The sequence below is a fragment of the Mesorhizobium sp. M0306 genome, from assembly GCF_040321655.1.
Classification (GTDB): Bacteria; Pseudomonadota; Alphaproteobacteria; order Rhizobiales; family Rhizobiaceae; genus Mesorhizobium.
This window is the reverse complement of sequence record NZ_JAMYRY010000002.1, coordinates 266,325-285,784: the sequence shown is the minus strand read 5'-3', so window position 1 is coordinate 285,784 and position 19,460 is coordinate 266,325. Positions and strand designations below refer to the sequence as shown.

The window sequence follows — 19,460 nt, the reverse complement described above, 5'->3', positions numbered from 1 at the left end:
AACCTCCGTACGGAGAGCCACCACGGTACTTCGGTCCGGTCTGCGCGCCGCGCACGCCGCCGGCCATCGCCGGGCACCGTACGATCTTGCGATTGCGGCAGGACGCTCAAAACATCCTGGCGGTAGCCATGCAAAACACGGTGATGACCAGCAGCCCGCCGGCGATGCGTTCACCTTTTGTCATCTTCGCGCGCAACTGGGTCTGCTTCGCCGCATCAGCGCCGGCCAGCTGTCTGCTGGCGGAACCCACCAGTGCGCCCTGAACCGCGGCGGCGATCAACGCAGTCAAGATGCCCAGCGCCAGGACTTTCTCCATGGAGCCGAAAGAGCCGTTGTGGAAGAAATACCAAAGCAGCAAACCCGTAAGGAAAACCACGCCGGCCGCGCCCATTTGCGGCCGGAAGAAACGTTCCGCCCTGATCTCCGGTTCGCGGGCAACCGCGATGGTGGTGCCGGCCCAGAACATGCCCGCCATGACGTGAAGGCCGAGGACGATGATGTAGACATATTGCATGACCGCATTTCCTCTCTTGCCCGCCGCTAACCATATTGATAGATATCAAATGATTAGATGTCAATGCATAAGCTCGAGCCGGTTCCATAGGCTTTGCCCTTGTTCTAGTGTTGGACCATGACGCCCTTTGACCGCCCGCCGATCGGGATGAATCTCGCCCGCACCGCCAAGCTGGTCGCGCAGGCTTTCGACGCTGCCTTGGTCGAAGCCGGCGGCACGCTGCCGGTCTGGGTCACTTTGCTGTCGGTCAAGTCGCGGGAGCTGGCCAACCAACGCGAGCTAGCCGGCATGATCGGCATTCGGGGCGCAACGCTGACCCACCATCTCAACGCCATGGAGACCCAAGGCCTGCTGATGCGGCGCCGCGATCCCGAGAACCGCCGGGTTCACCAGGTGGAGCTGACCCAAGCCGGAGAGGCATTGTTCCTGAAATTGCGCACCGCCGCGTTAGCCTTCGACAAGCGGCTGCGGAAAGGACTGTCCGACGACAGGCTGGCGGAGTTTGCAGAGGTGCTGGCCGCGTTGCGGGCCAATGTCGAGGGTTAGAAATTAAGGCTAGCAAAGGCCTGCGCGAATTTCGCTGAAGGATGCCAGGGCTACACTCTCGGCGGTGCTTGATGAGGTCGTCGCGGGAGAACCGGCCGTCATCACCCGGCGTGGGCGCAAGCAGGCGGTCATTTCGTCGTTTCAGGACTACGAAAGACTCCGCGTGTGCCCAGCTTTGGACAATTGCTGGCAGCATTTCCCGGTGATGAGGATGACCTTCCGCCTCGGCTTATCAGGTCGGTTCGCAAGGCCGGACCATGACGGATCTACGCCCGGCTGCCCTGCAGCACCGTCAGCCTGGCCTTCTTGGGCGCCCGTGCCACCAACCATTCGCGCACCCTGTCCGGGGGCATCGGGAAAGCGATGGAATAGCCTTGCACCTGGTCACAGCCGATCGCCATCAGCGAGTCGAGCTCGGCTTCGGTTTCAGCGCCCTCGGCAACGATCGAGATGCCGAGACCGCGAGCCAGTTCGGTGAGGGCACGCACGATCTTGGTGTTGCCGCCGTTCTCGTTGATGTTCTGGACGAAACGGCGGTCGATCTTCAGCCGGTCGATCTCGTTTGGATTGACATGGCTGAGCGATGCGTACCCGGTGCCGAAATCATCAAGCTCAAGATGGATGCCGGCGGCTCGGATGTGCCGCAGCTTTGCCGCGATACCGGTCTTCTCGTCGTCGAGAATGACGGATTCGACGATCTCCAGCGATAGTTTGTGCGCTGGCAGGCAGGCCCTCTCCAGCGTATCGAACAGGAAGACTTCAAAATCTGCCTCGCGCAGCTCCGAACCGGACACGTTGACGGCGATCCGTCCGAAGGTGATGCCTGCGCGGTTCCATTCGGCTGCTTCGTCGATCGCTTTGGCAATGACGATGCGGCCAATCTCGGACATCAAGCCGCATTTTTCTGCGATTGGAATGAACTCGCCCGGCGCGATCATGCCGCGTTCGGCATGCCTCCAGCGAACCAAAGCCTCGATACCACTGATGGCGCCGTCCGACAGCGACACCTGCGGCTGGAAATAGACTTCGAACGCCTTCTCAGAGATGGCGACCCTGATGTCGAGCTCGAGCTGCTTTCGATTGTCGAGTTCGCGCCTCAGCTCATCGGAAAAGAACGACAAACTGCCGCCGCCATGCTTCTTGGCTGAATACAGCGCCAGATCGGCATGGACGAGCAGGTCCTGCGCATTGTCGGCATCGATCGGATAGACCGCAATCCCGGCACTTACGCCCGGATGGATCGTCGTTCCCCGGAAAATGACCGGCTCATTGAGTTTGGCCAGCATGCGCCTGGCGACGATATCGATGTCTTCGGTGCTGCCGGCGTCGTTGAGGACGACGACGAATTCATCGCCTCCGAGACGCACGTTGAGATCCGACGTCCGGCAGGAATCGCGCATCCGCTGCGCGGCCACCACCAGCACATAATCGCCGGCGGCGTGGCCGAGCGTGTCATTGATCTGCTTGAACCGGTCGAGGTCGAACTGCACCACGGCAACCCGTTCACGCCTTCGCCGCGCACCACTGATGAACGTATCGAAATGATCGGTCAGGAAGGTGCGGTTGTGCAGGCCGGTTAGCCCGTCATGCACGGCAATAAAGGCCACGGAATTGCGGGCATCGACCAGCTCGCGCGTCCGGCGCAGGATGGCATTCGACATCGGCCGGAAAATGAAAAGTGCCACCAGCAGGATGACGCCGATGGTCGAGTAAAACAATGTGCGATGAAGATCGAGGAGCCTTTCGGAGCGCTGGTCCGCGTAGGCGCTGATGCGCTGGCCGAGTGCTGCGTAGCCCGACAATGTCGCGTTGGCAACGGAAGCGTTCAGGTTGACGCGCTCCTCGCCGCCCTTGTAGCCGCCGCTGCCGGTCGTGTTGAGCCGTGATTCGAATGAAGAGATCAGGCGCTCGCCGTTGGCGATAAGCCCGACCGAGAAGTAGTCGAGATGGTACGGCTTGGCGAAAAGCACGCTCTCGATCGATTTCGGATCGAACCTTGCTGGCGACACCGGATCGGCGGCGGTCCGCTCGAGCAGCAGATCGTAATTCTTCTCGAACTCCACCGTCGCTTGCTTGAGCGCAGTAACCAGGGCGTGTTGTTGATCGCGCGAGGCGCTGCCTGTGGCGCCGGCAAGAAAGACGATGCGCTGCGACAGGGCTTTTTGTGTGCTGACGATATCGAGCAGCGCCTGATTGTGCCGTTGGGTAGACATCATCTGTTGCAGCAGGATGAAGGAGGCCACGACCATGGCGGCTATGATCAGCAGAGCCAGCCAGTAGCCGGATTTGATGAGGAGTATGAGCCTGCCTGAAACGGTGTGCACCGGCTGCTGCGACATTTTCTGAGGCGGCCTCTCGCCAACGAATTCTTGTGCGATAACCTTTGGCTTCAAAGTGTTAACAGGTTTGGGACGGCAGCAGGCCGGCGGCGGCGACCGTGGCGGGAAACCCGCAAAGTGGTTATTGCAATCTTTCGCGGCGCCTCCGCATTTGAATATCGTTGCCTCTGCCGTGCCATTGCCGCCACCGGAGCGGTCGCTTTTGCGATGGATTTTTCTTCCGCGCGGCGCGACAGTCCTCACCGATCTCAACAGGGCCCGATCATGACCGCAGCATTCCTCTCCCACATCGACAGCGAGCTTGAAGGGCTGAAATCGGCAGGCCTCTATAAATCCGAGCGGGTGATAAGCTCGACGCAATCGGCCGAGATCGAGGTCGGCGGTGAAAAGGTGCTGAATTTCTGCGCCAACAATTATCTCGGCCTCGCCGACAGCGCCGAACTGCGCTCGGCGGCCAAGCAGGCGCTCGACCGCTACGGCTACGGCATGGCGTCGGTGCGTTTCATCTGCGGCACGCAGGAGGAACACAAGCAGCTCGAGGCGACCATTTCTGACTTCCTCGGCATGGAGGACACCATCCTCTACGGCTCCTGCTTCGACGCCAATGGCGGCCTGTTCGAGACGCTGCTCGGCGAAGAGGATGCGGTCATCTCCGATGCGCTGAACCACGCCTCGATCATCGACGGGGTGCGGCTATCGAAGGCAAAGCGCTTCCGCTACGCCAACAACGACATGGCCGATCTCGAAGCGCGGTTGAAAGAGGCGCGCGACTGCCGGTTCCGGCTGATCGCTACCGACGGCGTGTTCTCGATGGATGGCATCATCGCCAATCTGAAGGGCGTCTGCGACCTCGCCGACAAATATGATGCGATGGTCATGGTCGATGACAGCCATGCAGTTGGTTTCGTCGGCAGGAATGGCCGTGGCTCGGTCGAACATTGTGGCGTCGAGGGCAGGGTGGACATCATCACCGGCACGCTCGGCAAGGCATTGGGCGGCGCGTCCGGCGGCTACACGTCGGGCAGGAAGCAGGTGGTCGACTGGCTGCGCCAGCGCTCGCGGCCCTATCTGTTTTCCAACACGCTGATGCCGGCGATCGCCGGCGCGTCGATCCGGGTGTTCGAACTGATTAAAAATGGCGATGCGTTGCGCCAGCGTCTATATGCCAATGCGGCTCGGTTTCGCTCCGAGATGGGCAGGCTCGGTTTCACGCTGGCCGGCGCCGACCACCCGATCATCCCGGTGATGCTTGGCGACGCGACGCTGGCGCAGGAAATGGCGGCGCGGATGCTGAAGCGCGGTATCTATGTCATCGGCTTCTCGTTCCCGGTGGTGCCGAAGGGCCAGGCGCGCATCCGCACGCAGATGTCGGCCGCCCATTCCAGCGCAGATATCGATCGTGCGGTTGAGGCGTTCGCCGCAGTCGGTCGCGAACTCGGCGTGATTTCCTGAACGGCCGGGACCGAAAAGCGATTCCGGATCAAGAGATTCAAGCGACCAAGGTTCTGGGGACAAAAGAATGTCGAACATGATGAAGGCGCTGGTCAAGGCCAAGGCCGAGCCGGGCATCTGGATGGAACAAGTGCCGGTGCCGGAAATCGGTCCGAACGACGTTCTGATCAAAATCAGGAAGACCGCGATCTGCGGCACCGACGTCCACATCTACAATTGGGACCAGTGGGCACAAAAGACGGTACCGGTGCCGATGGTGACCGGCCACGAATTTGTCGGAACCGTCGCCGATTTCGGCACGGCGGTGACCGAGTACAAGCTCGGCCAGCGCGTTTCCGGCGAGGGCCATATCGTCTGCGGCCATTGCCGCAACTGCCGGGCGGGCAGGGGGCATCTGTGCCGCAACACGCTCGGCGTCGGCGTCAACCGGCCGGGCGCCTTTGGCGAATACCTGGCGATCCCGCAGCACAATGTGGTGCCGATCCCCGACGACGTGCCCGACGAGATCGCCGCGATCTTCGATCCTTTAGGCAATGCGGTTCACACCGCATTGTCCTTTGATCTCGTTGGCGAGGACGTGCTGGTCACCGGCGCCGGGCCGATCGGCATCATGGGTGCGCTGGTGGCGCAGTGCGTCGGCGCGCGAAAAGTGGTCATCACCGACATCAACCCGGTTCGGCTGGCGCTGGCGAAAAAACTCGGCGTCCAGCATGTGGTCGACGCATCGAAGGAAAAGCTTCGCGACGTGATACCGGTGCTCGGCATGACCGAAGGTTTTGACGTCGGCCTCGAAATGTCTGGCGCCGCACCCGCCTTCCGCGACATGATCGATACCATGAACAATGGCGGCAAGATCGCCATTCTCGGCATCGCGCCGACCGGCTTCGAGATCGACTGGAACAAGGTGATCTTCAAGATGCTGCATCTGAAGGGCATCTACGGCCGCGAGATGTTCGAGACCTGGTACAAGATGATCGCGCTGGTGCAGGGGCCGCTCGATGTCAGTGGCCTGATCACCCACCGCATCGGCATTGACGACTATATTTCGGGGTTCGAGGCGATGAAGAGTGGTAACTCCGGCAAGGTGGTGATGGACTGGTAGCCGATCGGCCGGTGCCATTGCAGATACGCCGGAGGGACAGCACCCCCCTCTGGCCTGCCGGCCATCTCCCCCGCAAGGAGGGAGATTGGCAGTTCTGGCCGCACCACCCAGTCTGCAACGCTGGCAATTAGCGAAAGTCGACACCATGTCTGATCTCCCCCCTTGCGGGGGAGATGTCCGGCAGGACAGAGGGGGGTGGGAAGGATCGCTACGGAACAGCTTTTAGCTCTTTTGTCGACCTCTCTAGCGCCGCCAGCCCTTCCGCTATCGCGGCACGCTCGCCATCGCTGAACTTGGCCAGAAGCTCCCGCTCAAAAGCCTTTGCCAGCGGCACCATCTCGCGATAGGCGGCGCGGCCAGCTCCGGTCAGCGTCAGATGCTCGACGCGGCGGTCTTTTTCATCCAGCGTTCGCGTCAGCCATCGCCGCCGTTCGAGCTCGGCGACCGCGCGCGAAACCTTGGTCTTGTGCATGGCGGACTGGTCGCCGAGCGCCGTCGCCGTCATCGTGCCGTGCTGTCCAAGTCCGGCCAGCGTGCGCCATTCGGGCCGGGTCAGGCCGTGGCGGTCCTTGTAAACCCTTGAGAATTCGCGGCTGACGGCATCGGCAAGCCGGTAGAGCCGGTAAGGCAGGAAGGATTCGAGTTCGAGGATTTCCGGTTCCATTTTGGCCTTGACTGAGCAGGCTGGCGGCTCGCGCCGAAATCACCATTGATGGTTACATTTTCAATGGTTACAAATGAAACCAATCTGGTCAACTCGGAGCATCTTTTCGCGTAGACGATGCTCCGGGACCGTGAATTCGGGAGGATGCCATGGCCTATTCCTACATGCCGGGTTTCGGCAATGACTTCGAAACCGAGACTTTGCCGGGCTCGCTACCGCAAGGCCGAAACTCGCCGCAGCGGCCGGCCTACGGCCTCTACGCCGAGCAGCTTTCGGGCTCGCCTTTCACCGCGCCGCGCGGCACCAATGAGCGCTCCTGGCTTTATCGGATAAGGCCGAGCGTCAGGCATACCGGTCGCTTCAAAGCGGCGAATTATCCGCTGTGGAAGAGCGCGCCCAATGTCGGCGACCACCAGCTCGCGCTCGGCCAATACCGCTGGAGCCCAGTGCCGATGCCGAAGGAGCCGACCGATTTCATTGCCGGCATGCGCTCGATCACCACCGCGGGCGACGTGCTCGGCCAGAGCGGCATGGCGGCACATGTCTATGTCGCCAACCGTTCGATGGCCGACGATCACTTCTTCAACGCCGACGGCGAGTTGCTGGTCGTGCCCCAGGTTGGAGCCTTGCGCTTCGTCACTGAGATGGGTGTTATCGAACTCAGGCCGGGCGAGATTGCGGTGCTGCCGCGTGGTCTGGTGTTCAAGGTCGAACTGGTGGATGCCGAAGTGCGCGGCTATGTCTGCGAGAATTACGGCGCCAAGCTGACGCTGCCAGATCGTGGCCCGATCGGCGCCAATTGCCTGGCCAATCCGCGCGATTTCAAGACGCCCTGTGCCAGGTTCGAGGACAAGGAGACACCGTGCCGGCTGATCGCGAAATGGTGTGGCCAGTTCCATGTCACCGAGATCGATCATTCGCCGCTGGATGTGGTGGCGTGGCACGGCAACTACTCGCCCTACAAATATGATCTTGCGACCTTTTCGCCGGTCGGTGCGATCCTGTTCGACCACCCCGATCCGTCGATCTTCACCGTGCTGACCGCGCCGAGCGGCGAGGAAGGCACCGCCAACATCGATTTCGTCATCTTCCCGCCGCGCTGGCTTGTGGCGGAAAACACTTTCCGGCCGCCCTGGTATCACCGCAACATCATGAGCGAGTTCATGGGCCTGATTCATGGTCAGTACGATGCCAAGGAAGAGGGCTTCGTGCCCGGCGGCATCAGCCTGCACAACATGATGCTGGCCCACGGACCCGATGCGTCTGGCTTCGAAAAAGCCTCGCGCGCGGAGCTGAAACCGGTCAAGCTCGACAACACCATGGCCTTCATGTTCGAGACACGCTTTCCGCAGATGGTGACCCGCTATGGCGCCGAACTCGAAACCCGGCAGGACAATTACATCGACTGCTGGGCCGGCCTGAAGAAGCGCTTCAACGGCACGCCCGAAGGCGACTGGTCTTGAGCGCCGTCGCATGACGGATCGTCTGGTGCTTCTCGGCTCGAAGGGTGGTCCCGCGCTCCGGCCGGGCGGACCGTGGCCGAGTTCGTCGCTGCTGGAGATTGGCGGCCGCACCCTCGTCGTCGATTGCGGGCTCGGCGTCACGCGCGGGATGACCGATGCCGGCATCAGCCTGAAGGCGCTCGACCTGATCTTCATCACGCATTTGCACTCCGACCATGTTCTGGAACTCGGACCCCTCATCCACACCGCCTGGACCGCCGGCCTGGCGGCGCCCGTCACTTTGTTCGGCCCGCCCGGCATCGGCCATTATTGGCAGCGCTTTTGCCAGGCAATGGAATTCGACATCGAGATCCGCATCGCCGATGAAGGCAGGCCGGATCTCCGCGACCTGGTTTCGATCGTCGAATTTGGTGAAGGCCAGGTGGCCGAAGAGCGCGGTCTCAAAATATCGGCCTTGCGCGTCGACCACCCGCCGGTGACGGACTGCTTTGCGCTGCGCTTCGATAATGCGGGGCAAGGCGTCGTCTTTTCGTCGGATACGGCGTTCTTTCCGCCATTGGCGGATTTCGCCCAAGGCGCCGACATACTGGTCCACGAGGCCATGCTGGAAGTGGGTATCGAGCGGCTGGTCGCCAAGACCGGCAACGGCGCAAGGCTAAGGGAACACCTGCTTGCCAGCCACAGCTTTGCCGAGGAGGCCGGACGCATCGCCAGCGATGCAGGCGTCAAAAGACTGGTCCTCAACCACCTCATCCCGGCCGACGATCCCGAGATCGGCGAGGCCGACTGGATTGCCGCCGTCAGGAAAACATGGGCCGGCGACTTGACGATCGCCCGCGACGGCCTTGTTGTGGAATTAAGCAGCGCCAAAGCTGTGCCAGGAGAGGAGACCGCATGAAGCTTGCCACCCTGAAGGACGGGACGCGCGATGGAAAGCTCGTCGTCGTCTCGCGCGACCTGACGCGATTTACCGATGCTTCGTTTCTGGTGCCGACGCTGCAGGCGGCGCTCGATGACTGGCGTCGCATCGCGCCGCATCTCGCTGCGATGGCTGAATCGCTGGAGAACAACGCGGTGCCGTCGGCCCGCTTTCACGAGCATGACGCTCTTTCGCCGCTGCCCCGCGCCTATCAATGGGCCGACGGCTCGGCCTATGTGAACCATGTCGAGCTGGTGCGGAAAGCGCGCGGCGCCGAGATGCCGGCAAGCTTCTGGACCGATCCGCTGATCTACCAGGGCGGCTCGGACGCTTTCCTCGCACCGCGCGACCCAATCCGCATGACCGACGAGACCCTTGGCATCGACATGGAAGGCGAGGTCGCCGTCATCGTCGACGACGTGCCGATGGGTGCTGGCCTCGATGAGGCGCGGGCAGCGATCCGGCTGGTCATGCTGGTCAACGACGTGACGCTGCGCGGCCTGACCGGACCCGAGCTCGCCAAGGGGTTCGGCTTCTTCCAGTCGAAACCGTCATCGGCCTTTTCGCCGGTAGTGGTGACGCCGGACGAATTGGGCGACGCTTGGGATGGCGGCAAGGTCAGCCTGCCGCTGCTGGTCGATCTCAACGGCAAACCGTTCGGCCGGGCGAACGCTGGCATCGACATGACCTTCGACTTTCCGGCGTTGATTGTTCATGCCGCAAAAACGCGGCCGCTGGCTGCCGGCACCATTATCGGTTCTGGCACCGTCTCCAACAAGCTCGACGGCGGACCGGGCAAGCCTGTCTCGGTGGGCGGCGCCGGCTATTCCTGCATCGCCGAGTTGCGTATGATCGAGACCATCGAGGCCGGCGAACCGAAAACGCCGTTCCTGCGCTTTGGCGATACCGTGCGCATCGAGATGAAGGACAGGGGCGGGCATTCGATCTTCGGCGCCATCGAGCAGAAGGTCGAGAAATACGAGGGGGCAAGAGAATGACGGGCGAGACATTCTATCTGCTGTGCGGCGTCTGGGCCCTCGTCATGCTGGCGATCTTCATCCTGGCGATCCGGCTGAGCTATCGCATCGAGGCGCGCTCGCCCGGCCTGACCAACCGCAGCGGCTTTCCGCGCAAGGCGATGATGTTTCACACCGTCACCAACACGAACGTCGCTGGAGACCAGGAAACGCAGGCCATGCGGCGGCGCATGATCGGGCTGCTGCTGATTGTTTTGGCTGGGTTTGCGCTTCTATCGGCGGGTGTGTCGCTGTTCCGGGTCGCGCCGTGAAGTCATGGACCTGCTGAACCATTTCCGCCGCATGGCAGCTAACAATCTGTGGTCCAACGACCGGCTCTATCGTGCCGTGCTGCAGCTTGAGCCCGGCGAATTCGAGGCTGAAAGGATAAGCTTCTTCCCATCGATCAAGGCAACGCTCAATCACATCCTGGCGGTCGATTATCTCTATCTCGATTTTCTCGAAGAGGGCGGCGTCGGCGCCGCGGCCTACGACGAGTTCTTGCTCTTCGACGAAGCGGACGCGCTCTTTGGCAAGCGCACGGAGGCCGACCGGCGGCTGATTGCCTTTTGTGATTGCCTGTCGGAGGAGGATCTCGAGCGCAGCGTCGTCACCGACCGGCGCGAGGACGGCATGATACCGGAGCGGATCGGCGATTTGCTCGCCCATCTCTTCATCCACGACATCCATCATCGCGGCCAGGTGCACGCGATGCTGTCCGGCACCTCGGTGAAACCGCCGCAACTCGACGAGTTCTTCCTCGATTACGATGTGAAGTTGAGGAAAGCCGAAGTCGAGCGGCTGGGACTGGATGATCAGACCAACGCGACGTCGTAGGCTGAGAAATGCCGATCCGCAGTGACCACCGTCAGACCTTCAATTTGAGCCTGTGCGATGAGCAGACGGTCGAAGGGATCGCGATGATGGAACGGCAGATGCTCAAGCCTCGCTGCGTGTAGTTCATTCACACCGAGGATCGGAATGCCGTTCGATCGCAAGATTTCCACGATGTTGCCTGTGAGCGTGACTTTGCCGAGCGATTTCTTAATGGCGATCTCTGCTACCGAGACGGCGCTGACGACCACATCCTCGCCCGCAAGAAAGATGTCGCGATGGTGATCCGAAAGGCGTGAATCCGCGTTGAGTACCCAAAGCAGAATATAAGTATCCACCAGATATTGGCGGCTCATTTAATGTACTCGTCCCATTCGGGACCGAGTTCATCAAAATCATCCGATATCCGAATTTGGCCTTTCAGGGCCCCAAAAAGGCCTTTGCTCCCGCCGGCCCGGGTGGGCGCGCTTAAGGTCGCCACCACCTCTCCATGCCGCGTCAGATGGATCTCTTCGCCGGCCTGGGCACGTTTCACCAACTCGGAGAGTTGGGCCTTCGCTTTTGCCATCGGAACATTCATGGTCGGACCTCTTATGACCAGAATTTAGGTCATAACTAATCAAACCACAAGACACCTCGGCCGAGCTGGTTACGCTGCCTTGCCGTCCACCTTCAGCACGCCGCGCTTGATCTGGTCCTGCTCAATCGATTCGAACAAAGCGCGGAAATTACCCTCGCCAAAACCTTCGTCGCCTTTTCTCTGGATGAATTCGAAGAAGATCGGCCCGATCACGGTTTTCGAAAAAATCTGCAGCAGGATCTTGGTCGTGCCGCCGTCGACCACGCCTTCGCCGTCGATCAGGATGCCGTGCTTTTTCATGCGCTCGATCGGCTCTTCATGGCCGTTCACGCGGGCAAAGGACATGTCATAGTAGGTCTCGGGCGGGCCCGGCATGAACTTCAGGCCGTTGGCGGCCAGCCTGTCGGTGGCGCCGTAAATGTCGTCGGTGCCGACTGCGATGTGCTGGATGCCCTCGCCATTATACTTCTTCAGATATTCGGCGATCTGGCTGGTCTCGTCCTTGGACTCGTTCAGCGGGATGCGGATCTTGCCGCAGGGCGAGGTGATGGCGCGGCTGACCAGGCCGGTGATCTTGCCGTCGATGTCGAAGAAATGGATTTGCTTGAAGCCGAACAGGTCGCGGTAGAAATCCCACCATTTGTCCATCTGGCCGCGATAGACATTGTGGGTCAGGTGGTCGAGATAGTAGAAGCCGACGCCTTCCGGCCTGGGATCGCGCTCGCTGAGCCAGTCGAACTCGGCGTCATAGGCCGAGCCCTTCTCGCCGTAAGTTTCGATGAAATAGAGCAGCGATCCGCCGATGCCGACGATCGCCGGCACATCGAGCGTCTTGCCGGCGCCTTCATAGGGCGTTGCGCCCTTGGCAACGGCATGATCGAACGCATGTCTGGCGTCGACGACCCGCCAGGCCATCGAGGCGGCGCAAGGGCCGTGCTTGTCGACGAATTTCATCGCATGCGTGCCGGGCTCGGCATTGACGACATAGTTGATGTCGCCCTGCCGCCAGACGGTGATGTCCTTGCTCCGGTGCTTGGCCACCGGCACATAACCCATGCGGGTGAACAGCTCGGCGAGCTTCTGCGGCTCGGCATGCGCGAATTCGACGAATTCGAAGCCGTCGGTGCCGGCGGGATTGGTTTTGCTGATCTTGGCGGGCGGTGCGTCGTGCGGGAAGGGACCCATGGCATTGCTCCGAAATCTGGCATTGGCCGCGTCGGCCGTATCTGGGCGCAATCATAGCGCGGAGCGAGTGCAAATTGCTTGCATTCAAACGCTTGAAATGGTCTGATCATGCGCGAGTTGTGCACTGCGGAGCCGAAATTCATGGATGAGGCGCGCATCGACCAGTTTGACCGCAAGATAATGGCTCTGCTGCAGGGCGATGCACGGCTGACCAACAACGATTTGTCGGAACGGGTGAACCTGTCAGCGTCGCAATGCTCGCGCCGTCGCCAGCGGCTGGAGGAGGACGGTTATATCAAGGGCTACCGGGCGGTGCTCGACCGCGACAAGCTCGGCTTTTCCCTGGTCAACGTCATCTCGGTGACGCTCGCCACCCACAACCGCGACAATGCGCGGCGTTTCGGCGAATTAGTGGCGCGGCTGCCGCAAGTGCAGGAAGCGCACGCGCTGACCGGCGAGATGGATTATATATTGAAAGTGGTGACGCCGGACCTGAAGTCGCTGTCGGAATTCGTCAACAGCGTGCTGCTACCGCACGAATCGGTGCAGCACGTGAAGACGGCGATCGTGCTGGAAACGCTGAAAGAAACTGGCGCGCTGCCGATTTAGTCTGGGTGAATTGAGCGCGATGTGTCGGAGGGACAGCACCCCCCTCTGGCCTGCCGGCCATCTCCCCCGCAAGGGGGGAGATCGGCAGCTCTGACCTCGCTGCCCCACTCCGCAACATTGAAAATTGGCGAAAGCCAACGCAACATCCAATCTCCCCACTTGCGGGGGAGATGTCCGGCAGGACAGAGGGGTGCGAAGGATTGCGGCGGCTAGCCTCTCACCCCTTCGACTGCTGGATAAGCCCATAGAGATTGGTGCAGCGGGCGCCGGACCGGCAGTAAGCGAAGACCGGGCCTTCAAGTTCATCGAGCGCCTCGGCATGGTCCTCGACATTCTCGGCCGTGATCTGGCCGCTGATGACAGGGATGTAGCGGAAGGCGAGCCCGGCGCCCTCGACCGCCGCCTTGACGGTGTCGGCTGATGGCTGGCCGGGCTGCTCGTCGTCCGGCCGGTTGCAGATCACGCTCTTGAAGCCGGCGGCCTTGATGGTCGCGACATCCTCGGGCTGGATCTGGCCCGAGACCGAATAGTCCTCGCTGATCTGACGGTATTCCATGGCTGGGGTCCTCGCAATCTGGTTAGCGGCAGTCTTGCCACTCCCTGACCCGGTCGGCAATCCGCGCGGAAAAGAAATCCATCCACGCAGATAGAGATTTCGATGCCAGAAATCCAGCCGGGCTAACGCCGTCTGTCGCCAGGACGCATCATGCGCCAGCCCGGCTGGATGAACCGGATCGGTCGGCTCAGCTGCCGAGGATCGCGCCTTTGATCTGGGCGATGTTGTTGTGCATCAGGTCGATATAGGTCGCGGCCGGGCCGTCGAGCTGCGACAGCGCATCGGAATAGAGTGTGCCGCCCACCTTGATGCCGGTCTCGCTGGCGATCTGCTCGATCAGCCGCGGGTTGGTGATGTTCTCGACGAAGATCGCCGCCGCCTTGTCCTGCTTCACCTGGCTGACCAGCTTGGCCACGTCGGCAGCGGAGGGCTCCGACTCGGTCGACACGCCTTCCGGGGCCAGGAACGTCAAGCCGTAGGCCTTCTCGAAATAGCCGAAGGCGTCGTGCGAGGTAATGACGACGCGCTTCTCTTGCGGGATCGACTGGATCGCCGCCTGCACTTCGCCCTCGAGCGCATCGAGCTTTTGCGTATAGGCGGCTGCATTGGCCTTGTAGCTGTCGCAACCCGTAGCGTCGGCCGTGCAAAAGGCGTCGGCGATGTTCTTCACATAGATCTTGGCATTGGCGATCGACTGGAAGGCATGCGGATCGGTGACCGTCTTGCCGCCATCGGTTTCCGCGCCTTCGGCGGCATCGGCCTCGGCGAATTCGGGTTTGAAATTGATCGGCGTGACCCCCTTGGTCAGCACGGCAATCGAAGCCTTGGTGGCGCTGGCGTCGACCAGGCGCTGCAGAAAGCCTTCGAAATGCAGGCCGTTGACCAGCACGATGTCGGCCTTGGCCATCGCCACCGCATCGGCGGGGCTCGGCTCGTAGACGTGGGCGTCGCCGTCCGGCCCGACGATGGTGGTCAGATCGATCCGGTCGCCGCCGACATTTTTGGCGAAATCGGCGATGATGGTGAAGCTGGCGACGACTTTTAACGGCTCAGCAAAGGCCGAAGATGCGCCAAAGACGGTTAATGTTATAACGCTCACGGCCAAAGCGGCGCGGATCGATTTCAGCATGGACAGGTTCTCCTTGTTGGGATCAGGCAGTTCTGTGGCGGTGATGAACGATGCGGGCGCGCAAGATGCCGCGCGTGCCGAACAGGATCGAGGCGAAATAGACGACGCCGGCGGACAGGATGATGGCCGGGCCGGAGGGCAATGACGCATGGTAGGACAACAGCAGCCCGGCAATGCAGGAGGCAAAGCCGATTACTGTGGCCAGCACGCACATCGGCTCGACGCGCGAGGTCCAGAAACGCGCCGCCGCCGCCGGCAGCATCATCAGCCCGACCGACAGCAGGGTGCCGAGCGCCTGGAAGCCGCCGACGAGGTTGAGCACGACGAGGCCGAGGAAGATGAAATGCACCGGGCTGCCCATCCGGCTGACCGAGCGCAGGAACAAGGGGTCGAGGCATTCGGCGACCAGCGCTCGCCAGAAGATGGCGAGGCTGACCAGAGTCACCACGACGATGCCGCCGATCAGCGTCAGCGCCTCGTTGTTGAGCGCCAGTACGGTGCCGAAAAGCACATGCATGAGATCGACGCTGGAGCCGCGGATCGACACCATAAGCACGCCGATCGCCAGCGAAATCAGATAGAAGGCCGCCATCGAGGCGTCCTCGCGCTGGACGGTGAAGCGCGAGACGGCACCGGCGCCGAGCGCCACGATGATGCCGGCGATCAGCCCGCCGACGGTCATCGGCAGGATCTCCAGGCCATAGAACAGGAAGCCGGCGGCAGCACCGGGCAGGATGGCATGCGCCATGGCGTCGCCGGACAGGCTCATGCGCCGCAGCATCAGGAACACGCCGACCGGGCAGGCGCCGAGCGACAGCATCATCGAACCGGCGAGCGCCCGCTGCATGAAGGCGTAGTCGGCGAAAGGAGCGACGAAAAGACCGTAAAGCACGTCCATCATGCCGCCCTCGGCCCGGAGCCGTGATGATGGTCGTGCAAGTGCTCGTGGCCACTGTGCTCGTGATCATGCTCGCCGGGCTCACACCATGGCGCGTTGTCTTCCCAGGCTTCGTGGAAGCGGCGCGCACGCAACAGATTCTCCGGCCGCAGCGTCTCTTTGGTCTCGCCCCAGGCGATCGGCTGGCGCGCCAGCAGCAGTGTTTCGGGGAAATTCTGCCGCACCAGATCGAGATCGTGGACGACGACCATGATGGTGCGCTCCTCCCCATGCCAGCGCTTGATCAGCGCGATCAGGTCGCCGACGGTCTTGCTGTCGACGGCATTGAACGGCTCGTCGAGCAGGATGAGCTCGGCATCCTGCAACAGCACGCGGGCAAACAGGGTGCGCTGCAGCTGGCCGCCCGAGAGTGTGTCGATCGGGCGCTTCTCGAAACCGCCGAGGCCGACCGCCATCAGCGCCTTGCTGACCGAGTCGCGGTCTTCCCTTGTATAGCGGCCGAGCATGCCGCGCCGCGGCCACAGGCCCAGCGAAACCAGGTCGACGACCCGGGCCGGAAAGGAGCGGTCGAGCTCCGATTGCTGCGGCAGATAGGCGGCGCGCACGCCCGGCGCCCGGATCACCGCGCCGGCCATCGGCTTCAGGACGCCGACGATGCCCTTCATCAGCGTCGACTTGCCGGAGCCGTTGGCGCCGACGACCGCCGTCAGCGATCCCTTGCGGATCGTACCATTGAGGTGGTGGATCGCAGGATGGCTGTTGTAGCCCAGCGTCAGGTCTCGGAAGGTCAGGCAGGTTTGGCTCATGTGACGATCCATGGGGCGACGATCGGTGCTGCAGGGGCGGATTCGATATGTGATGTTATTACATTAGTCAACAAGCCAATCGGGCGGAATTGCGGCCGGGCCGTCATGTTGTGTGCTTTGGCTTGGCTCAAGAAGTTCCGCTCGAGCGACCTTGCCCCCGGCGAACCCGGCCCCTAAACAGGCGCAGCTGACAAGAGGAGAAGGAATATCCAATGAGCATTCGTCGCATCGATGTGGGCCCGCGCATGAGCCAGATCGTCATCCACGGCAACACCGTCTATCTGGCCGGTCAGGTCGGCAAGCCGGGCGGAAACGTCGGTGCCCAGACCAGGGACATTCTGGCGGCGATCGACGAATTGCTGGCCAAGGCCGGCACCGACAAGACCAAGATCCTGCAGGCGATCATCTGGCTGGCCGACATGAGCACCTTCGCCGAGATGAACGCGGAGTGGGACAAGTGGATACCGCAGGGCAACACACCGGCCCGCGCCACGGGCGAAGCCAAGCTTGCCGGGCCGGAATATCTGGTCGAGATTATTGTTACCGCGGCGATTTGAGAATGCAGCTCTAACCCTCCCCCTCGAGGGGAGGGTCGGCGAGTAGTCAAAGCGAAGCGGAGACTGCGAGACGGGGTGGGGTCGGCGAGGTTGCTCCGCCCCCACCCCGCGTCACAAAATGCCGCCATGCGGCAATTTGCTCCGCGACCCTCCCCTCAAGGGGGAGGGTTAGGACCTCACCCCTGCGACGGCGTGAACCGCGCCACCAGCGTGTGGTTCTCCGCCGCGTAGGTGAACCGGACATGGGTGACGGGGTGTTCGGCGCTCCATGTCCGCCGCTCGATCACCAGGCACGGCGCGCCGGTCGCGATGTCGAGTGCCGCCGCGATATGCTTGTCGGCTGCAACCGCGCGAATGCGATGCTCGGCCGCACTCCATGGCACACGGCCGATCAGCCACGGACCGGGCGCGGTGTCGAAAAACGCCTCTTCGGCGGCCTCTGGCACGGCAGCCAGGTTAATCAGCCGCTGCTCGTGGGCGAATGGCCGCTTGCCGGCGAAATGCCGGCACTCCAGCGCCAGCACCGGCCCGGCGACGTCGAGTTCCAGCAGGGCGCGGTCGTCGGCGCTGCTGCGCCTTCTGCTTCGCGCCATGCGCTCATAGCGGTAGGGCAAGCCAAGTGCCTCGACCTCGATCCGGATGTCGTGGATTTCGAGAACGGCCGCCTGCGATTGCGGCCGCCGGACAAAACTGCCGGAGCGACGCCGGCGCTCGATCAGCCCGGCCTTGGCCAGTTGCGACAGCGCCTTGTTCACCGTCATGCGCGAACATCTGTATTCGGCCGTCAGTTCATGCTCGAACGGGATGCGGTGGCCGGGCGCCCAGGCGCCGGACAGGATCCGCTCGCTGATGTCAGACAGGATGCGCTGGTGCAGCGAAAGAACCTCGCCGCCGTCCGCGCCTATTCTCCCGATCATGCTCATGCCGAAAGCGCCGTCATCACCTTGCGGAAGCGCTCGGCGATAGCATCGCGCCTGGCATGCCTGCCTTCGCTCACCAGTTTCCTGCCATGCACCCAGACGCAATCGATCTTGGTGCCGTTGGCAAAAATCCAGGCGTCAAGGATTGCATCGCCCGCCTTGCCGGCCAGCGATGGATGCTTGCCGTCGAGCGAGACGAAATCGGCCGAGGCACCAGCGGCGATCCGCGAACCGCCGGCGCCCAGCGCGGCACTGCCACCATCGAGCGCTGCATCGAACAAAGCACGGCCGGTCGAGCCGCCGGCCACCGCCAACACGTTGCGGGCGCGGTGAGCGAGGCGCTGCGAATATTCGAGTTGCCGCAACTCATCGGGCAGGCCGATCAGTACGTTTGAATCCGAGCCGATGCCGAAGCGGCCGCCATGCTGCATGAACAGGGGCGCGGCAAAGGTGCCGTCGCCGAGATTGGCCTCGGTGATCGGGCAGAGGCCGGCAACGGCGCCGCTTTTCGCCATCTGGATCGTCTCGGCTTCGGTCATGTGGGTAGCGTGGATCAGGCACCAGCGCTGGTCGACGTTGGCGTTGGCAAGCAGCCATTCGACCGGCCGCGCCCCGGACCAGGCCAGGCAGTCCTCCACCTCCTTCATCTGCTCGGCGATGTGGATGTGGATCGGCCCGTCCGGTGCAAACATTGTGAGCGCGGCGAGTTCCTCCGGTGTCACGGCGCGCAGGCTGTGCGGGGCGACGCCCACGACGCCTTGATTCAAGCTGCGAAGGGATTCGCGGCTTTTCTCAACAAGCTGCGAGAACTGATTCACATCGTTGATGAACCGCCGCTGACCTTCATTTGGCGCAGCGCCGCCGAAAGAGGAATGCGCGTAGAACACCGGCAGCAAAGTCAGCCCGATGCCTGTATCGGACGCTGCAGCAATGATGCGCTCCGCCATCTCGGCGATATTGGCATAGGGCCGGCCGTCGCGGTCGTGGTGTAAATAGTGAAACTCGCCGACGCGCGAGAACCCGGCCTCCAGCATCTCGACATAGAGCTGGGCCGCGACCACTTCGACCTGGTCCGGCGTCATCGCCAGCGCGAAGCGGTACATCACCTCGCGCCAGCTCCAGAAACTGTCGGCGGAAGGCCCGCGCAATTCGGCAAGGCCGGCCATGCCGCGCTGGAAGGCGTGGCTGTGCAGGTTCGGCATTGCGGGCAAGAGGATGGCATGGCGCTCGTCGCCAGGCAGAGGCGAGGTATTCGCCTCGACCGTGGCGATCCTGCCGTCGGAGATGACGATCCGCACATTGCTGTGCCAGCCGTCGGGCAGAAGCGCCTGTTCCGCAAAGATTGCCGTCACGTTTTTCTCCAAATCCCGG

22 protein-coding genes and 1 pseudogene are annotated in these 19,460 nt (G+C 62.3%); 11 read left to right on the top strand and 12 right to left on the bottom strand.

All coding sequences use genetic code 11. From position 1 onward, the window contains the following. Nucleotides 1-106: 106 nt before the first annotated feature. Nucleotides 107-475: a hypothetical protein gene (locus NKI95_RS06315; protein ID WP_352714971.1), complete on the bottom strand. Its 369-nt coding sequence runs from the start codon at nucleotides 473-475 to the stop codon at nucleotides 107-109. 156 nt (nucleotides 476-631) lie between these two features. Here NKI95_RS06315 and NKI95_RS06310 point away from each other — a divergent pair, with 156 nt between their 5' ends. Together NKI95_RS06310 and NKI95_RS06305 are read left to right on the top strand one after the other, a co-directional pair. Beyond that, entirely contained in the window at nucleotides 632-1,060 is a 429-nt protein-coding gene (locus NKI95_RS06310) for a MarR family winged helix-turn-helix transcriptional regulator (RefSeq protein WP_352714969.1), read from the top strand. Nucleotides 1,061-1,088: 28 nt separating this feature from the next. Beyond that, a pseudogene (locus tag NKI95_RS06305) lies at nucleotides 1,089-1,321 on the top strand (type II toxin-antitoxin system Phd/YefM family antitoxin). A gap of 5 nt (nucleotides 1,322-1,326) precedes the next feature. Here the strand turns inward: NKI95_RS06305 and NKI95_RS06300 are convergent. Further along, on the bottom strand, nucleotides 1,327-3,399 hold the full coding sequence (locus NKI95_RS06300) for a putative bifunctional diguanylate cyclase/phosphodiesterase (RefSeq protein WP_352714967.1): 2,073 nt from the start codon (nucleotides 3,397-3,399) through the stop codon (nucleotides 1,327-1,329). 264 nt (nucleotides 3,400-3,663) lie between these two features. On the opposite strand from NKI95_RS06300, the gene NKI95_RS06295 reads away from it, so the two are divergent. Both NKI95_RS06295 and tdh read left to right on the top strand, forming a co-directional pair. Further along, nucleotides 3,664-4,851, top strand: coding sequence for a glycine C-acetyltransferase (locus tag NKI95_RS06295; RefSeq protein WP_352714965.1), 1,188 nt, complete (start codon nucleotides 3,664-3,666; stop codon nucleotides 4,849-4,851). A gap of 67 nt (nucleotides 4,852-4,918) precedes the next feature. Next, complete coding sequence (gene tdh / locus NKI95_RS06290) at nucleotides 4,919-5,953, top strand: L-threonine 3-dehydrogenase (RefSeq protein WP_352714963.1); 1,035 nt, start codon at nucleotides 4,919-4,921, stop codon at nucleotides 5,951-5,953. Nucleotides 5,954-6,161: 208 nt separating this feature from the next. Here tdh and NKI95_RS06285 read toward each other — a convergent pair whose 3' ends face one another. Next, nucleotides 6,162-6,617 carry a MarR family winged helix-turn-helix transcriptional regulator gene (locus tag NKI95_RS06285; RefSeq protein ID WP_352714962.1) on the bottom strand — a complete coding sequence of 152 codons (456 nt, stop codon included), beginning with the start codon at nucleotides 6,615-6,617 and terminating at the stop codon, nucleotides 6,162-6,164. Between the two features lie 149 nt (nucleotides 6,618-6,766). Between NKI95_RS06285 and hmgA the strand changes: the two genes are divergently transcribed. The 5 genes from hmgA to NKI95_RS06260 are packed head-to-tail and all read left to right on the top strand — an operon-like array spanning nucleotide 6,767 to nucleotide 10,852. Then, a complete protein-coding gene (gene hmgA / locus NKI95_RS06280) occupies nucleotides 6,767-8,080 on the top strand; it encodes a homogentisate 1,2-dioxygenase (protein WP_352714960.1) in 1,314 nt (437 codons plus the stop codon). Between the two features lie 10 nt (nucleotides 8,081-8,090). Next, nucleotides 8,091-8,978, top strand: a complete 888-nt coding sequence (locus NKI95_RS06275; RefSeq protein ID WP_352714958.1) for an MBL fold metallo-hydrolase — start codon at nucleotides 8,091-8,093, stop codon at nucleotides 8,976-8,978. Next, nucleotides 8,975-9,997 carry a fumarylacetoacetate hydrolase family protein gene (locus NKI95_RS06270; protein WP_352714956.1) on the top strand — a complete coding sequence of 341 codons (1,023 nt, stop codon included), beginning with the start codon at nucleotides 8,975-8,977 and terminating at the stop codon, nucleotides 9,995-9,997. Before NKI95_RS06275 ends, NKI95_RS06270 begins: the two co-directional genes overlap by 4 nt. Further along, a complete protein-coding gene (locus NKI95_RS06265) occupies nucleotides 9,994-10,287 on the top strand; it encodes a hypothetical protein (protein ID WP_352714954.1) in 294 nt (97 codons plus the stop codon). The genes NKI95_RS06270 and NKI95_RS06265 overlap by 4 nt, the downstream gene beginning before the upstream one ends. Nucleotides 10,288-10,291: 4 nt before the next feature. Beyond that, entirely contained in the window at nucleotides 10,292-10,852 is a 561-nt protein-coding gene (locus tag NKI95_RS06260; RefSeq protein ID WP_352714952.1) for a DinB family protein, read from the top strand. On the opposite strand, the gene NKI95_RS06255 is transcribed toward NKI95_RS06260, so the two are convergent. The 3 genes from NKI95_RS06255 to hppD form a co-directional block, all read right to left on the bottom strand. After that, nucleotides 10,831-11,205, bottom strand: a complete 375-nt coding sequence (locus tag NKI95_RS06255) for a type II toxin-antitoxin system VapC family toxin (RefSeq protein ID WP_352714950.1) — start codon at nucleotides 11,203-11,205, stop codon at nucleotides 10,831-10,833. The genes NKI95_RS06260 and NKI95_RS06255 overlap by 22 nt on opposite strands. After that, entirely contained in the window at nucleotides 11,202-11,429 is a 228-nt protein-coding gene (locus tag NKI95_RS06250) for a type II toxin-antitoxin system Phd/YefM family antitoxin (protein ID WP_352662998.1), read from the bottom strand. The genes NKI95_RS06255 and NKI95_RS06250 overlap by 4 nt, the downstream gene beginning before the upstream one ends. 69 nt (nucleotides 11,430-11,498) lie before the next feature. Continuing rightward, nucleotides 11,499-12,614, bottom strand: a complete 1,116-nt coding sequence (hppD, locus tag NKI95_RS06245; protein WP_352714948.1) for a 4-hydroxyphenylpyruvate dioxygenase — start codon at nucleotides 12,612-12,614, stop codon at nucleotides 11,499-11,501. Between the two features lie 141 nt (nucleotides 12,615-12,755). On the opposite strand from hppD, the gene NKI95_RS06240 reads away from it, so the two are divergent. After that, on the top strand, nucleotides 12,756-13,223 hold the full coding sequence (locus tag NKI95_RS06240) for an Lrp/AsnC family transcriptional regulator (protein WP_254817488.1): 468 nt from the start codon (nucleotides 12,756-12,758) through the stop codon (nucleotides 13,221-13,223). Nucleotides 13,224-13,440: 217 nt separating this feature from the next. Here the strand turns inward: NKI95_RS06240 and NKI95_RS06235 are convergent, their stop codons facing one another. The 4 genes from NKI95_RS06235 to aztA form a co-directional block, all read right to left on the bottom strand. Beyond that, a complete protein-coding gene (locus tag NKI95_RS06235; protein WP_352714947.1) occupies nucleotides 13,441-13,779 on the bottom strand; it encodes a protein tyrosine phosphatase family protein in 339 nt (112 codons plus the stop codon). Between the two features lie 187 nt (nucleotides 13,780-13,966). Continuing rightward, nucleotides 13,967-14,908 carry a zinc ABC transporter substrate-binding protein AztC gene (gene aztC, locus NKI95_RS06230; protein WP_352714945.1) on the bottom strand — a complete coding sequence of 314 codons (942 nt, stop codon included), beginning with the start codon at nucleotides 14,906-14,908 and terminating at the stop codon, nucleotides 13,967-13,969. 22 nt (nucleotides 14,909-14,930) lie between these two features. After that, the gene (gene aztB / locus NKI95_RS06225; RefSeq protein WP_352715238.1) at nucleotides 14,931-15,806 is read right to left on the bottom strand and encodes a zinc ABC transporter permease AztB; all 876 of its coding nucleotides are present in this window, start codon (nucleotides 15,804-15,806) and stop codon (nucleotides 14,931-14,933) included. Continuing rightward, nucleotides 15,806-16,612, bottom strand: coding sequence for a zinc ABC transporter ATP-binding protein AztA (gene aztA / locus NKI95_RS06220; protein ID WP_352714944.1), 807 nt, complete (start codon nucleotides 16,610-16,612; stop codon nucleotides 15,806-15,808). The genes aztB and aztA overlap by 1 nt, the downstream gene beginning before the upstream one ends. A 212-nt stretch (nucleotides 16,613-16,824) precedes the next feature. On the opposite strand from aztA, the gene NKI95_RS06215 reads away from it, so the two are divergent. Next, nucleotides 16,825-17,169 carry a RidA family protein gene (locus NKI95_RS06215; RefSeq protein ID WP_352714942.1) on the top strand — a complete coding sequence of 115 codons (345 nt, stop codon included), beginning with the start codon at nucleotides 16,825-16,827 and terminating at the stop codon, nucleotides 17,167-17,169. Nucleotides 17,170-17,345: 176 nt separating this feature from the next. On the opposite strand, the gene hutC is transcribed toward NKI95_RS06215, so the two are convergent. Together hutC and NKI95_RS06205 are read right to left on the bottom strand one after the other, a co-directional pair. Further along, complete coding sequence (gene hutC / locus NKI95_RS06210; RefSeq protein WP_352714941.1) at nucleotides 17,346-18,092, bottom strand: histidine utilization transcriptional repressor HutC; 747 nt, start codon at nucleotides 18,090-18,092, stop codon at nucleotides 17,346-17,348. Next, nucleotides 18,089-19,441, bottom strand: a complete 1,353-nt coding sequence (locus tag NKI95_RS06205) for a formimidoylglutamate deiminase (RefSeq protein ID WP_352714939.1) — start codon at nucleotides 19,439-19,441, stop codon at nucleotides 18,089-18,091. Before NKI95_RS06205 ends, hutC begins: the two co-directional genes overlap by 4 nt. Nucleotides 19,442-19,460 lie beyond the last annotated feature (19 nt).